13 protein-coding genes and 1 pseudogene are annotated in these 13,886 nt (G+C 57.8%); 8 read left to right on the forward strand and 6 right to left on the reverse strand.

The features are described 5' to 3' along the window. Positions 1–25: 25 nt before the first annotated feature. A complete protein-coding gene (locus JCM15831_RS16010) occupies positions 26–1,939 on the reverse strand; it encodes a TonB-dependent receptor (protein WP_051528253.1) in 1,914 nt (637 codons plus the stop codon). A gap of 664 nt (positions 1,940–2,603) precedes the next feature. Here JCM15831_RS16010 and JCM15831_RS02420 point away from each other — a divergent pair. From JCM15831_RS02420 to JCM15831_RS16020, 4 genes are all read left to right on the forward strand, one after another. After that, the gene (locus tag JCM15831_RS02420; RefSeq protein ID WP_025822474.1) at positions 2,604–3,743 is read left to right on the forward strand and encodes an acyl-CoA dehydrogenase family protein; all 1,140 of its coding nucleotides are present in this window, start codon (positions 2,604–2,606) and stop codon (positions 3,741–3,743) included. Beyond that, positions 3,740–4,228, forward strand: a complete 489-nt coding sequence (locus JCM15831_RS22250) for an ABC transporter substrate-binding protein (RefSeq protein ID WP_051528255.1) — start codon at positions 3,740–3,742, stop codon at positions 4,226–4,228. The genes JCM15831_RS02420 and JCM15831_RS22250 overlap by 4 nt, the downstream gene beginning before the upstream one ends. A gap of 2 nt (positions 4,229–4,230) precedes the next feature. Beyond that, a complete protein-coding gene (locus JCM15831_RS22255; protein ID WP_051528256.1) occupies positions 4,231–4,704 on the forward strand; it encodes a type 2 periplasmic-binding domain-containing protein in 474 nt (157 codons plus the stop codon). A gap of 262 nt (positions 4,705–4,966) precedes the next feature. Beyond that, on the forward strand, positions 4,967–5,164 hold the full coding sequence (locus tag JCM15831_RS16020) for a hypothetical protein (protein ID WP_025822477.1): 198 nt from the start codon (positions 4,967–4,969) through the stop codon (positions 5,162–5,164). Positions 5,165–5,828: 664 nt separating this feature from the next. Here the strand turns inward: JCM15831_RS16020 and JCM15831_RS02435 are convergent. The 5 genes and pseudogenes from JCM15831_RS02435 to JCM15831_RS02455 all read right to left on the reverse strand — a co-directional run bounded on the left by JCM15831_RS02435 (position 5,829) and on the right by JCM15831_RS02455 (position 10,927). Next, on the reverse strand, positions 5,829–7,412 hold the full coding sequence (locus JCM15831_RS02435) for a rhodanese-like domain-containing protein (RefSeq protein ID WP_025822478.1): 1,584 nt from the start codon (positions 7,410–7,412) through the stop codon (positions 5,829–5,831). Beyond that, on the reverse strand, positions 7,390–7,992 hold the full coding sequence (locus tag JCM15831_RS02440; RefSeq protein ID WP_025822480.1) for a cysteine dioxygenase family protein: 603 nt from the start codon (positions 7,990–7,992) through the stop codon (positions 7,390–7,392). Before JCM15831_RS02440 ends, JCM15831_RS02435 begins: the two co-directional genes overlap by 23 nt. Before the next feature lie 7 nt (positions 7,993–7,999). Then, positions 8,000–8,794 carry a class II aldolase/adducin family protein gene (locus JCM15831_RS02445; protein WP_025822482.1) on the reverse strand — a complete coding sequence of 265 codons (795 nt, stop codon included), beginning with the start codon at positions 8,792–8,794 and terminating at the stop codon, positions 8,000–8,002. A 39-nt stretch (positions 8,795–8,833) separates the two neighbouring features. Next, positions 8,834–9,867, reverse strand: a pseudogene (locus tag JCM15831_RS22260) (NAD(P)-dependent oxidoreductase). Then, entirely contained in the window at positions 9,824–10,927 is a 1,104-nt protein-coding gene (locus JCM15831_RS02455; protein ID WP_025822483.1) for an LLM class flavin-dependent oxidoreductase, read from the reverse strand. Before JCM15831_RS02455 ends, JCM15831_RS22260 begins: the two are co-directional and overlap by 44 nt. A gap of 118 nt (positions 10,928–11,045) precedes the next feature. Between JCM15831_RS02455 and JCM15831_RS22265 the strand changes: the two genes are divergently transcribed. The 4 genes from JCM15831_RS22265 (at position 11,046) to JCM15831_RS02470 (ending at position 13,864) form a co-directional block, all read left to right on the forward strand. Then, positions 11,046–11,570, forward strand: coding sequence for a LysR family transcriptional regulator (locus JCM15831_RS22265; RefSeq protein WP_232227948.1), 525 nt, complete (start codon positions 11,046–11,048; stop codon positions 11,568–11,570). Beyond that, positions 11,465–11,953: a LysR substrate-binding domain-containing protein gene (locus JCM15831_RS22270; RefSeq protein WP_232227958.1), complete on the forward strand. Its 489-nt coding sequence runs from the start codon at positions 11,465–11,467 to the stop codon at positions 11,951–11,953. The genes JCM15831_RS22265 and JCM15831_RS22270 overlap by 106 nt, the downstream gene beginning before the upstream one ends. A 111-nt stretch (positions 11,954–12,064) precedes the next feature. Further along, on the forward strand, positions 12,065–12,772 hold the full coding sequence (locus JCM15831_RS02465) for a peroxiredoxin-like family protein (protein ID WP_025822484.1): 708 nt from the start codon (positions 12,065–12,067) through the stop codon (positions 12,770–12,772). A gap of 672 nt (positions 12,773–13,444) precedes the next feature. Then, complete coding sequence (locus tag JCM15831_RS02470; RefSeq protein ID WP_025822485.1) at positions 13,445–13,864, forward strand: hypothetical protein; 420 nt, start codon at positions 13,445–13,447, stop codon at positions 13,862–13,864. Positions 13,865–13,886 lie beyond the last annotated feature (22 nt).

Here is a 13,886-nt window from a genome sequence, read left to right on the forward strand (position 1 = left end):
ACTTCAGCTTTCCCAATCAATGGGGTTAGAGACGGAATTCGACCGATCCGTAAATGGTGCGCGGATCGTTGAATGACGCTGCGTAATAAACCGGGACACCCGCACCCTGCACGAAGCTCAAAGTCTGAGGATAGCGGTGGTCGAGCAGGTTTCTGCCATTGACCGACACGGTCCAGCGACGATTGGCACTGGTCCAGGCGGCAATTGCATTGACATAGGTCTGGGCTGGCAGACGGGTCTGGGCATTGGTCAATGCATCGGTGAAGAGGCTGGACTGATAGGCGATGTCGGCCCCGACGCGCCAGTTACCGGGCACATGAGGCACGGCGAAGCTGTAGCTCGTCTCGGCATGCATCTGGAACCGTGGCGAATACGGCAAGGGTCCGCCTGCCCGAGCTGCGCCGTTCAGCGTCTGCCCATTGGCCAACCTCACCTGACTGAACGTGCCTGAGAAGCGATCGAGCTGGGCAAAAAGCCACGATGCGGTTCCGTTTACTTCCCAGCCCTTCGTCAGCTGTGCGCTGGTTTCCAACTCGGCCCCGACGGAGTGCCCCTTGCCCGCATTATAGCGTCTGGTGAGGCTAGTTGCGGGATCGAGCGTCGTGACCTGGATATCCTGAAAATCGTTGTAGAAGAAATCTCCGTTGACGGTCAGGACATCGGGGATCGGCTTCGTCTTCGCACCGATTTCGTATGTTGTAAGGATCTCAGGCTTGTACGGAAGCAGAGCCTGCAACCGGCCAAGGGCTGTTGGCGTCTGCGCGCGATAATCGAACCCGCCCGATTTGCTGCCCTGTGAAATAGAGACGTAAGGCATCAGTCGCGACGTTGCCTGCCAGGTCAGCGCTCCCTTGGGAAGGATTTGCGTCCAGCTCTTCGTCGCACTTGCGGTCCAGGCCTGTTTGCCCGGCACGGCTGAATAAAGTGTCGCCAGATTATTGGCGACGCCCTGTGTATAAGGCGCCGTCCCCACGAGATAAGAGAGCTGCTCGGAGTTCGAATGGTTCTCCCAGTTAAAGCGTAGCCCGGCTGTGGCCGTGAGCGTCGGCGTGATGCGATAATGGGCCTCTCCATAGACGGCCCAATTTCTCGTCAACTGGTCGATCCCGGCATAAACGGGCTGATATCGGATCAAGCTCGCGTTGTTGGTCTGCGCACCTGCGGTGTTATTGGCCCGCCGCTGTGTAAGCCAGTCTTCGTAGAAAAAGAACGCCCCGGTTGTGAAAGAAAGCCGCCCGTAATCGCCCTTGAGATGCACATCCTGCGAGTAGGCACGATCACGATAGGAGAGGAGCTGGGAGGAGCGAATATAGTAATCGCCAAAATTATCGTAAGCGCCTTTGGTATCGTAGCCCCTGATGCCGGTCGTACCATGCACCGACAGATGGGAGTTGATGATATAATTCACGTTTCCGGTGAAACCGGCTTCGTTATAGCTGTTTTTTGGATAGACCCGCGAATAGAGCCCATAGCGATAGGGGTTCAGCAAATTGCCATACCCACGGTTCTGGCTGTTATCGATGGTGCCATCGAAAGCGAGCGTAATGTCGAGGCGCTCATTGGGCGTAAAGCGCAGCTTGCCCCGCCCCTGGCTGTAATCGATATTATTCTCACCACGATTGAGCGTGTAATTGTGGTCCAGCGTGCCCCGGCCATGATGGTTCAGGGCAATGCTGGCATAGATCTTGTCTTTCAGAAGCGCCCCGCTCGCTGCGACACTCAGACGGTACTCATTATAGCTGCCATACCCGGCCAGTGCAGCAACATGGGTACGATTGGTCGGGGTTTCTGTCGTGATCCGCACCGCACCTCCCTCAGCCTGATGCCCTTCTGTAAAGCCCACCGGTCCGCGACTGATGGAGATCGCCTCGACGTCGAGAAGCTCCTGCATCGTTCCCAGATTTCGTGGCAGGTAGACACCGTCGATATAGGTGCCCACTGAAGGCTCACCCTGCGGGTCGAGTTCACCGATACCCCGGATAAAGTAATTGGTGGCTGAGTATCCGACAGACGCACGAGCTGGTAGAGGTTAGGCGTCAGATTGCTGATCTGGCGCATATCCGTCACGCCAAGGGCGCGAAGGCGGTCGCCCGTCAGGACAGAAATCGATTGCGGCGTTTTCTGCGCCTGAGCCACCAGATGGTCGGCCCGGGGCGCCGCACTGACGGTCAGAGTCTCCGTTTGTCCGGCAACGGGTTTGGCAGAGTGTCGGGCACGAGCGTTCTGCGCTCCTGAGGGAAGAGCCGTATGCTTTGCCCCAGCTGCTTTGCCTCGCTGACCGGACGACGCTTTCGCTATGCCCACCTGCGCGTCGGACGCGAGCGCAATCGGGGCGAGCCCGCAGACAAGGACCGCCGATGTGCTTGCGCAAAGCAGGAAGCGGAAGGGTGTCGCCATGCCTTTCTGCGCAATGATGGAAACGGCGTGTCGTGGAAGCGGAATCATTGAGGCTCTCCAGTGGGATATGCCTCGTATTTATTTCGCAACGATTGTATATTTCAACAAACAACTGCATTCAATAGTGAAATATGATCCATGATCGTTCCTCATTATCCCTTGAGGGAGGTGGATCGTAAAAAGGCCCGATAAAGGAGAAAAGACGGATGACGGTGCCCGCCCCCACGCTCGACCGACTGGTCGCGACCTTCGCCAAGCGCGCTGGCGCTCATGATGCGTCAGGCGAGATCTGCACGGCCAATCTGGCCGATCTGCGTGAGGCCGGCCTCCTCGCTTTGACAGTGCGACCTGAATTCGGGGGCGCGGGCGCAGGACTACGTGAGGTCACCAAGGTTATTGCTGCCATCGCCAAGGGCGATCCCTCAACGGCACTGATCGTGTCGATGCAGTATCTGCAACATGCCGGAGCAGCAGCGTCTCCCTGGCCTGAAGCCACACTCAAACTTGTCTCCGAAGAGGCCGTCAAATCGGGCGCGCTGATCAATGCCCTGCGCGTGGAACCGGCTCTGGGTACGCCCGCCCGTGGTGGCGTTCCGGCCACCACGCTCAGTCGAGAAGAAACGGGCTGGCGTCTGAACGGGAGCAAGATCTATTCGACCGGGTCGATCGCCCTGCGCTGGGGACTGGTCTGGGCTGCGACGAATGAAGAAGCACCCCGTATCGGCTATGTCCTCGTTCCTCTCGATCAGGAAGGCGTCAGCATCGATGCCAGCTGGAACCATCTCGGTATGCGCGCCACAGGCAGCCATACCGTGACGTTCAGCAATGTCCCGATTGCCGATGACCATGTCGTCGATATGCGCCTTCCCGCTGACTGGAAAGGCCATGGCGACGATCTCATGGCGTGGCATGGGGTGCTGATCGCGGCGCTCTACGATGGCGTGGCGCGCGCGGCGCGTGACTGGTTCCTCAGCTTCTTGAAAGACCGCGTACCGGCCAATCTGGGACAGCCCCTCGCCTCCCTGCCCCGCTTTCACGAGATTGCCGGCGAAATCGAGGCCCTGCTTTTGTCCAATGAGGCACTGATCGAGCACCAGATTACCCAGCAGGAGCGCCGCGAAGCGAACGCGACACAGGCCAATCTGGTCAAGCAGATCGTGACCGAAAACGCCATCAAGGCGGTCGAACGCGCCGTATCGGCCATCGGAAACCCCGCTTTGAGCCGGGACAACCCGCTGGAGCGCCATTATCGCAACGTTCTCTGCGCCCGCATTCACACCCCCCAGGCCGACATAGCGCTCTCCGCCGCAGGACGCGCAGCCCTGACAGAGGAGTTTTCCGCATGAATTTGACCCGTCGCAGCCTTCTGGCATCGCTCCCTGTCGCCGCCATGACGCTTCCCCATCAGGCGCGCAGCGCCGATCTTTCCGGGGTTACGTTGCGCGTTGCCGCTTTTCGTGGCGTCGATCAGCCGATCCTCAAAGCAACAGGCCTCGATCATTTTCCCTATAAGGTTGAGTACAGCGAGTTCAATTCCGGCAATCTGATCGCACGCGCCATCGACGCCGATGCCATCGACCTCGGTGCATGGAGCGAAATTCCGATGGTCTTCGCCGCCGCCAGCGGCGCCCGCGTTGCCATCGCCGCAACGCTGGACGGTCCCACGACCAATCAGGCGGTTCTTGTGCCGACGCGCTCGACTGCCAAAAGCATCGCCGATCTGCGCGGCAAGCGTGTCGGTTATATTCGCTCGACCACAACGCAGTATTTCCTGCTCAAGATGCTGAAGGCGCATAACCTGTCTTTCAGCGACATCATCCAGTTGCTCTAGGCATGAGTGAGGGTCTGACTGCGCTGAAATCCGGTAGTCTGGATGCCTGGGCGACCTACGGATATGCGATCGAAATTCTTGAAGCCGATTCAAGCGCCCGCACGCTTGAAAGCGCCGAAAACATTCTCTCAGGGCATTACTTTATCGGGATCAACCCCAAGCGTCTTCCTGACCCCATCTTCAGGGAAGCTGCAGCCGACTACATCAACCGTATCGGCAAGGCCTATAGCATACTCGACGCAGACAAGCCTCTCTGGGCACGCGCCGTTGCGCCTGATGTGCATGTCCCTGAACCACTCGTCCTGTCTTATCTGAATCACATGAACCGGCCCTATCACACCCGCCCCTGGAGGCAGTCGGATATCGAAACTGCCTCAGAGGTCGCCGCAACGCTGGGAGCGGCCGGTGTTCTGCCGCTCAACCCGAACCTGGCCGCTGTGTTTTCACCAGTCCTGAACAATCTGCTGAATTCATGACGTCCGCACCTGCCCGGGCGCTTACGCTCCGGCAGGTGCACTGAAGACAGACGGAACGGCTTCGTGCCCAAACAACCTCTACAGGGGGCGTCAAAGCCAGATCTGACGACCAGCCATCGCCATGTACCGAACCGAAAACCGGCGTTTGGTACAAGCGCGCCTTGATTGTAAAAGACACAACAATGCCACGTTTTGTAAATTCATGTTTACAGTTTGTAATTCCGATATCGAATCATTTTGCGGTGATGTATCGGACCAGCCCATGACGAAAAAACGCACTCTTTTCGCCTCGATGATTGCTGTCTGGGCGCTCTCACTCCTGCTCAACGCGCTGCCTTTCGGCGGCTTGGGCAACCTGTCCGACAACCTTGCTATCATTGCCCAGGCATTGTTCGTATTCTGGGGGACGCGCATTTTCGCCTCGCTTGTGATGAGAAGCAGCAAGGCTCAGACCATCTGAGTTCCAAACGCGGTGAGAGACAGGGTCTTTTACCGCTTACGCATTCATGTCCTCAACTCACCCAAGCCGAGACGGGGCACCCTCCTTCACCATGACATCGGCGCTGCACTTTGACCTCACAGCTTCCGAGGACAGACATTTTGCTATCTCGAGACTATCGCCTGGGCTCGTGAGACGACCGTCGTGCATCTTCTTAAGAGCAGCATCGGGGCAGCTCTTAAGAAGATGCATCAACAATCACATGCATTCGGCTACCTGATAATTGCCTTGAGCTGATCCGGATGTTCGATACCATTTGCGGCTTGCGGCAGACTCAGCGTCCGGCACACTATCGACCACACATCCCGTAGAGAGGGTTCACGCTGCATTGGTTTGAATGTCTACCGGTGAACATCCACTAAGCCGTATTGTTACAGACGATCCGCTGACAACATCTGACAGTTGACCCCGAGATTGGGGTTTTTCACGTGCCTTGTTTCGGAGCATTTAGACGAAGAAGAAGACGCCTCGCAGAGCGATAACGTGTCGCTCGAAAAACCTCCGCTACAGGTCGAGGCAAAACAAACTCGAAACCTCCCGGGACCTCAGACCTCTGGTCCCGGGGGGACTTTTCTCTGCTGTTCCCAGCGTCGTCCCGGATCCTGAAGGCTTTGAGGTAGCCCGGTCAAACAGGACCGAGCACGCGGAAATTATGCGTGCCATCGCGCTCCAGCTGCGCGATGAGGCCGAATTCCCAATCGAGGTAAGCTTGCATGGCAGCAGCTGCGTTGTCGGTGCCTTCATAGGGGCGCTTATAGACGTCATCGGTCGAGGTAAGAGCCGCTCCCTCCTCAAGGCCCGAGGCAAGCGGAAGGCCCTGTTGCCGCCATGCGTCCGTGCCCCCCTCGAGCACCTGCACAGCAATACCAGCAACTGCAAGTTCAGGAGCCGCCAATGCGGCAAGACGTCCGTCGGGAGAGGTCAGCACAACTTCCCTGACCTCCCTCGCCCTGAGCTGCGTCGCCAGCTCGGCGCGGCTGGCGAAGACCGCGCCCTCGACATGGCCCTTGCGATGGATCGGAGACGGAGCAAGATCAACGATGAGACGCTTGCCGCCCGATCCGGCGAGATCCTTAGGCGAAATCAACCGGACGCTCGGTGAGTTCGGAGGGAGACGATCCTGTTCCGAGCCGGTCTCCCGAGCCAGATCATCCCACTCAGGCAGGATATAGACCTCGTTCCAGCCGAGTTGACGCAGCCAATGGCCAGCCATACGCGCTCTGACGCCGTCATCATCGGTCAACACGATGGTGCCATGCCGCACGGCAATCCATTCTTCCGTCGCCTGAATCAGCTGACCGCCGGGCGCCGAGCGAAAACCGCTCAGATGCCCTGCAGCGAATTCTTCTGGCAGACGCACATCGAGACGATAAAGCGTGCGCTCAGGGTCCGCCTGAAGCGCCAGAAATTCGGCACTTGTCAGGCTTCTGACGCCAGAAGCCTCGGCAAGCTGGATCGCCCGATTTTTGGCGAGCGCTGCGTTCTCTGAGCTTGCCTTGGCTCCCTCCGCCAACTGCCCCCGCGCCACATCGAAGCCAGCGAGCGTCCAGCCAATCGTTCCGTTACGCAGCGCATAAACAGGATTAGGAAGTGCTGCGTTGACCAGCGATTGTGCACCGATGATAGAGCGCGTGCGTCCGGCGCAATTCACCACGATCGTCGTGTCAGGAGACGGCGCGTTATCACGCGCACGGTAGGCCAAATCGCCACCCGGTACGCTGCGGCCTTGCGGGATGGACATCACCTCATATTCGCTGAACCGCCTCGCATCGAGAATGACAATATTCTCACCCGCTGCAATCCGCCTCTCCAGCTCCTCAGCAGGGAGCGAGGGCGTCTGGCGCTCATGCTCGACCAGCTCACCGAACGCCTTGGAGGGCACATTAACGTCGATGAAAATCTCGCCGCCGCTCGCACGCCAGCCTTCCAGTCCGCCTTCGAGGACCGAAACATCACCATAACCAAGTGCTGCCAGCAAGGGCAAGGCACGTGACGCATATCCCTCGCCATCATCATACACGACGATCGGCGCGTTTCCGCGGGGAATCAAAGCGCCGATATACAGATCGAGACGGCTCAGAGGGATATTGACCGCAAATAGCGGATGCGCGCGAGAAAAAGGTCCTTCTTCCCGCAGATCGATCAGGGCGATCTCCCGCCCTTCGCGCAGCGCAGCACGGACGGCTTCAGAAGTCGTGGTTCGTGTCATTTCGTAAGATCCCACAGATTGGCACAACATCGGACGAATAGCCGGAGATGAATTGCTTTTCCTCCCCGGTTTCGATGTCGTAGGTCGCGCGTGTCACCGCGCCGATATTGGCGCCATAGACATGGATCGACACCGAAGGGGCGTCGTCGAGGGCATTGGAGACGCGGTGATAATCTGCGTCACCGGGCCGCAAGGGCCCGACATGCCCGACCCCGAGGACCTCCTCTTCCTCCAGTCGGAAGCCACCTCCCTCAGAGCGCGTAAAGCGCTCTTCGCGCTCCTTGCCCCGAAGGATCCCGATGAGGCCCCACACACGGTGATCGTGCAAAGGGGTGGTCTGTCCGGGTCCCCAGACAAAGCTCACGACCGAAAATCGTCCATAAGGGTCGGCATGCAGCAGATACTGGCTGTAGCGCTCGGGGTTCGGCTTCGCGAAACAATCGGGGAGCCAGTCATCTCCGGAGATCAGCTCCTTGAGAAGCCGGCCTCCTTCTTCAAGGACGGTTTCCTGATCCTCCGTGCGATCGAGCACAGCGGTCAGGCTCTGAACGAAGACGCGCAATGGCGCGATGTCAGTCATGAACGCACTACTCCAGCAACTCGGGTTCTGCGGCAGTGATCCAGTCCCACAGAGGCTGAAAGGAATAATACCCCCCCTGCTCGGTTCCGACCTGACTGGCCGTGAGTTTGGCAACATCATGCGCGATCGGACGGGTTGTTCCAGCCGCCTGCGCCAAAAGCTGGGTCTGGGCCGCGTTATCCATGGCGAGGAACCACCAGGCGGCAGATTCTACCGTGTTTCCGACGGTAAGAAGCCCGTGGTTCTGCAGGATGAGCGCCTTGCGCTGACCGAGTGTTCTGGCCAAGCGATCCCCCTCATCGTCATTGAGGACGACGCCAGAGAAAGGATCGAAAACAGCGTGATCCTCGTAGAATGCGCAGGCATCCTGCGTGAGCGGCGCAAGCTCGATCCCCAGTGTTGAAAACGCCTTGCCATAGGTCGAATGGGTATGAGCTGCAGCGATCACATCGGGGCGCTCACGGTGAATCGCAGAGTGAATGGTAAATCCTGCCTGATTGATCGGCTTGTCCCCGATCAGGATATTCCCTTCATGGTCCACGAGCTGCAGATCGGACACCTTGATCTGGGAGAAATGAACCGCGAGCGGATTGATCCAGAATCGGTCCGGAAATTCGGGGTCGCGCGCCGTGACATGCCCAGCCAGCCCCTGATCGTAGCCGTAGCGACCGAAAAGGCGAAAGGTTGCCGCGAGACGCTGCTTGCGATGAAGCCGCTCCTCCTCAAAGCTTTGGGGCTCGGGACGCGGGTTCAGTCGGATAACACGGGCTGGACGAACCAGATCTTCTGCAAGAGCGCTCATTGAAAAATTCCAAATGCCGAAAGGGTCGATACGCTGGGGTCAGCGGCGTTTGTGTTGCTGGTTCAGCAGGGGTTCCCCTGCGAGATAACGATGATAATTCGTGCCGATCAGGGCCGTCAGACGCTCTTTGCTGCGCCCGCCGGACCAGGAAATGTGAGGCGTCAGACGCACCGACGGGTGCGTGTAGAGCCAATGACCTGAAGGAAGAGGTTCGGGATCGGTGACGTCGAGGCTTGCGAGGCGCACACGTCCCGTATCGAGCGCATCGCGCAGGGCGTTCTGATCGATCAATCCACCCCGTGCGACATTGATCAGATGGAGCCCCTGCTTGGTCTGCTCAAGCGTGCGACGATCCACGCAATGATGCGTCTCTTCATTATGGGGCAGAGCAAGGACGACGATGTCGCTCGCTGCGAAAAGCTCTGCAACAGTCGACGCCGACCGTACGCCCGAGGGATTAGACTCTGGGTTCTGGCGGTAAACCAGAGGCACGAGCCGAAGGCGATTGCCCGCTTGGCAACAGCCTCTCCAATCGCGCCGAACCCGGCAAGACCGAGCGTCTTGCCCTCAAGCGTTCCGAGCGGCGTCAGAACGTCGGGAGCACGATAGTCCGCGGGACCATGAGCCTGACGCGCTGCGAGATTTTTCAGGTCGTCGAAAATGGCCGCGAAGACATATTCGGCGATGGCACCAGCCGTGAGCCCACGACCGGTCGTGACATTCGGCACATCGAAAAGCCAGTCGGGAAAGCCATCCGTGCCTGACGACGCGATCTGCACCCAGCGCAAATCGTGAGGCCATCCCTCTGGCGGCTGCGCCGGAGCAGCACGCCATCCGGCAGAAGGACCCGTCAAAAGCACCTCGGCATCTCCGACCTGCCAAGGGGCTCCGTCGCGTGAAGCCGCCTCGATCTGACCATCCGGGAGCTGCGCCAGAGACCCGGCAATCACGTCCCCGATCTGGTTGACGATGCGCAGTTTCTGTCTTGGTAGAAACTCGGCTGCGAGAAGGCTCCGGCTCTCCGCCATGTCAGGCAGCCTTGCTGGAAAGTTCACTTGCCTGACGGCGCTCATCCTGTGCGATCAGCTCTCTCACCCGGGGCAGGAGATCCGTACCATAAGCCAGGGCATCCGGCAGTGGATCGAAACCACGGATCAGGAAAGTGGAAATGCCGAGACAATGATAGTCCAGCAGGGCATCGGCGACCTGATCCGGCGTCCCAACCAGAGATGTTGTATTACCCTTTGCTCCGGTGAGCGCCGCAATTCCCGTCCAGAGCCGCTTATCGGCGCGATGATCCGATCCGGCTGCCGCCAGAAGGCGACGCGATCCTTCTGAGTGGATCTGATCGTCCGGCCCATAGCCGGTTCGTGCCAGAAGACTTTGCGCACGAGCGAGAATATCGTCAGCTTTCGCCCACGCAGCCTCTTCCGTATCCGCAATAATCGGTCGCAGAGAGAGGGAGAAGCGCGGTGAGCGTCCATGGGGCGCTGCAGCAGCTCTCACATTTGCGATCGTCTGGGCGACCTGAGCATAGCTCTCCCCCCAGAGCGCATAAACATCTGCGTGCTTGCCTGCGACGGCAATCGCCTCCGCTGAAGATCCACCGAAATAGATCGGAATACCGCTCTCACGCTTGGGAAGGATCTGGGATCTCGCGCCATTCACACGGTAGAATTTCCCCTCATAGTCGAAAGGCTGCCTGGACTCCCATTCAAGGCGGACGATATCGAGATATTCCTTGGTGCGAGCATAGCGCTCGGCCTTGGTCGTATAATCGCCATCGGCCTGAAACTCGACATCACTGGCCCCGGTAATGATATGCGGCGCAACACGACCATCGGACAGGTGATCGAGTGTCGCAAACTGACGGGCCGCAAGCGTGGGCGCGATGAAACCGGGTCTATGTGCGATGAGAAGGCCGAGCTTTGGTGCAATCGCCGCAGCATGAGCCGCAACGGTGAAACTATCGGGTGAATCGGAATGAAGCGCAAAAAGAGCCCGGTCAAAACCGGCACTTTCATGAATCTTGGCAGCTGCTTCGACATAGCCGGGGTCGAAACTTGCGCCTGAGGGCGCAATCGTTTCGGAGAAATTCCTGTTTCCGACAAAGCCTATGAACTCAACCGACATGATTCTTCTCCGCATTCGACGATATAATCTCGTGGATAAGCGCATTTCACATTGAGTTTCCGAAACAATCAACGCAATAATCTTAAATTGACTAATTTAGATCGTTAAACGAGGACCTATGGCAGACGCGCCTTCTCACGCCCCGCAACGTCAGGCCCGGCGCATGGCAACCAATATGCCGACCGAGCTCATTCGCTCTTTCGTAGCAATCGTCGATGCGGGGTCCATGGCTCAGGCGACAGAGACGATTTTCCTGACGCAATCGGCGCTCAGCCTCCAGATGAAGCGTCTTGAAGACCTGTTGCAGCAAAAGCTTTTCAGGCGTGATGGACGCGCATTGGCCCTGACTGCGGCGGGAGAGGATCTTCTGGTACGCGCCCGGCAGTTTCTGGCCTTGAATGACCAGATCGTGCAATCAATGGGTCAGGGGTTCGATCCGGAACCGATCCATATCGGTATGACACAGGATTACGCCGATACAGTTCTGCCGATGTGCTGGCCCGCTTCCATCACGCGCATCCACGAGCCCGCCTTCGTCTGCATGTCGGCGGCACGGTCGATCTGCTCGAACTTTTTGATCGCAGCAAGCTGGACATTGTGCTCGGGTTTGGACGCCATGCCGAGCGGCCCGACGGCGAATTGATTCAGGTGGCACTAACCCAGATGATCTGGCTCGGCGGCCATACTCATGCCGAAGCTGCTGAGGTTCCCCTCGTTCTCCTCGAACCCCCCTGCCAGTTCCGTAATGCTGTGCTGACCACGCTCAAGGAGTCAGGCCGCGACCACCGTATTCTGCTCGAAACGCCTCATCTTCCGGGGCTCAGGGCCGCCCTGCGAAGCGGTCTCGGCGCGAGTGCCAGAACCACAGGATATGCGGCAGCCGCAGGATTGCCGATCATGGCTCCGGGCAGCCTGCCTGCCTTGCCCGAACTGCCAACGATCCTCCTCAAGCGCCGGGCCGCTGCGGATGCAGTTGACGATCTGGCAGAGCTGCTCGTGCAGGAAACGAGGAAGACCCACGATTAGGGCGCTCATGAGTTTCACCAAAGGGTCGGTTCAGAATAACTCTGTGGTGACAGGAAGCCGTCTCTGACACGCTCGAGGAGGAATCATCATAGTTTTCGGGAGAGAAGACCCATGGGCGATCTATCTGCAACCACTGAACCACCACGTCAGAAAATCCTGTCCCTGCAGGAGAGGTTCGACGCGCTCGATGACGAACGACGTCGCAGCTGGGCTCCTGAGGCGCTGGCAGTCAACGTCAACCAGCGCGCCACGCTCGTTCGGGAGCATCGTCTCGACGGTTACCCTGAAGAGGGTGACGCGTTCCCTGCCTCCACGCTTGAGACGCTCGCAGGCGATGCCCTCGTGCTCCCTCGCGACACGGCGCAAAAGCCTGTCGTTCTGGTCTTTTTCAGGTTTGCCGGCTGCCCCGCCTGCAATATCGCCCTGCCTTATTACCGCGATCATCTCTATCCTGAGCTCGCGCGACGGGGGATCGATCTGATCGCCGTCTCACCGCAACCAGCGGGACTCCTCAGCGCGATTCAGGTGGCGCACGCCCTACCCTTCACAGTGGCAACAGATCCGGGCTTGGAACTGTCTCGCGCGCTCGGGATCACCTATCATTTCGATGAGCCCTCAAAATCCGCCTCGATCGCTAAAGGCGGCAACCCCGAGGCTCTGAACGGCACGTCAGAATGGGAGCTGCCCAAACCTGCTGTCTATGTCATCGATACCGCAGGCAGGATCGCTTTTCGCGACGTCTCACCCGACTGGATGAGCAGAACTGAGGCAAACCTCGTCCTCAAGAGGCTCCACGATGTGGCAGAGTTAGGACTATGAGGATCGCTCCCGAGCTCCATTAACCGGCTCATGATATCAAGGATCGTACTTGCCCTCATTTTGCCAACGTGAGGCGCTTACGGCCTTCGCAACATCTTGAGCGCGTAGTCAGGCGCGTTCGAGTTGGTGCATCAAAGCGTCAAACAAGGCACCGCAGCGAGATGCCCCAGCGGAAAGCGCCCCTTTTCGAGTTTAAATGAGGGATGGGCGAGCACTTAATCACCCTATCTGCAGCTCCCGGGTACCGTACAGATCGCGAAGCCGAATTGGGCAAGTGTCGTGCTCCCAACCAATGGTTACGATTCCGATTCCAGAGAATGAAACATCGCCGCCATGTTCCTCAAGGCGCTGACACAATCAAAAATGTGTCTTTATGTTTCTATGTTTCGATTCGGTTTACCCACACTTGGTTAATTCTTAATTTATCTTCTGGTTTTTTACGTGATACCAATTTTTATATCACAGCAGGACGATTAATAGGAAACAGGTAAATCAAAGAGCAAAATATCCTGTTTACTGTCAGTACATTGGTATCCGTAAAAATAATTAATAGTCATCAAGTAAATTGATAAACAACTACTCCACTTCTATGTACCACAGTACGATCTCCGTAAATATTGTCGATATTCTGCTGATTCTTGAATAAAAACAAAACCTCAAGAGGCACAAGAAATGTCTTCCGTCATCGTCAGCTCCGGAGCCGTTATCAGCGGATCAACTTCCGATTATGAGAGTGAGAATAATGTCTCACAATCGGATACATGGAATATAAAAAAAGGCGGCACGACGGTTGACCAAATCAGCTGGGGAACGAGAATCGTTGAAAGCGGTGGGGTTATGCTCAATCCCTACACCAGCAAAGACTCCAACGATCATCTCAAAGCTGATGCCTACACGTCGGGCGGCAGCATTTATCGTGGTGGCCGCAGGTACATCTCGTCAGGAGCAAGCTCGGTTGAATTCAGCGTAAAAGACAACGGCACAGCCTCGATATTGGACGGAGGGTATGTCTCCGGAGCACGGATAGCAGGCAATGGTCATCCCTGGCAGGATGAAGTTGGCCGCATTGTCGTTGAGACAGCAGGCTCATAGAGACTACTGCCATAAGCGGTGG

Source organism: Asaia astilbis JCM 15831 (genome assembly GCF_000613845.1).
Taxonomy (GTDB): Bacteria; Pseudomonadota; Alphaproteobacteria; order Acetobacterales; family Acetobacteraceae; genus Asaia; species Asaia astilbis.

Bases quoted from the DNA above. Each gene is read 5' to 3' on its own strand.
- JCM15831_RS02420 (WP_025822474.1), top strand. From the start codon at position 2,604: ATGACGGTGCCCGCCCCCACGCTCGACCGACTGGTCGCGACCTTCGCC.
- JCM15831_RS22250 (WP_051528255.1), top strand. From the start codon at position 3,740: ATGAATTTGACCCGTCGCAGCCTTCTGGCATCGCTCCCTGTCGCCGCC.
- JCM15831_RS22255 (WP_051528256.1), top strand. From the start codon at position 4,231: ATGAGTGAGGGTCTGACTGCGCTGAAATCCGGTAGTCTGGATGCCTGG.
- JCM15831_RS16020 (WP_025822477.1), top strand. From the start codon at position 4,967: ATGACGAAAAAACGCACTCTTTTCGCCTCGATGATTGCTGTCTGGGCG.
- JCM15831_RS02435 (WP_025822478.1), bottom strand. From the start codon at position 7,412: ATGACACGAACCACGACTTCTGAAGCCGTCCGTGCTGCGCTGCGCGAA.
- JCM15831_RS02440 (WP_025822480.1), bottom strand. From the start codon at position 7,992: ATGACTGACATCGCGCCATTGCGCGTCTTCGTTCAGAGCCTGACCGCT.
- JCM15831_RS02445 (WP_025822482.1), bottom strand. From the start codon at position 8,794: ATGAGCGCTCTTGCAGAAGATCTGGTTCGTCCAGCCCGTGTTATCCGA.
- JCM15831_RS02455 (WP_025822483.1), bottom strand. From the start codon at position 10,927: ATGTCGGTTGAGTTCATAGGCTTTGTCGGAAACAGGAATTTCTCCGAA.
- JCM15831_RS22265 (WP_232227948.1), top strand. From the start codon at position 11,046: ATGGCAGACGCGCCTTCTCACGCCCCGCAACGTCAGGCCCGGCGCATG.
- JCM15831_RS02465 (WP_025822484.1), top strand. From the start codon at position 12,065: ATGGGCGATCTATCTGCAACCACTGAACCACCACGTCAGAAAATCCTG.
- JCM15831_RS02470 (WP_025822485.1), top strand. From the start codon at position 13,445: ATGTCTTCCGTCATCGTCAGCTCCGGAGCCGTTATCAGCGGATCAACT.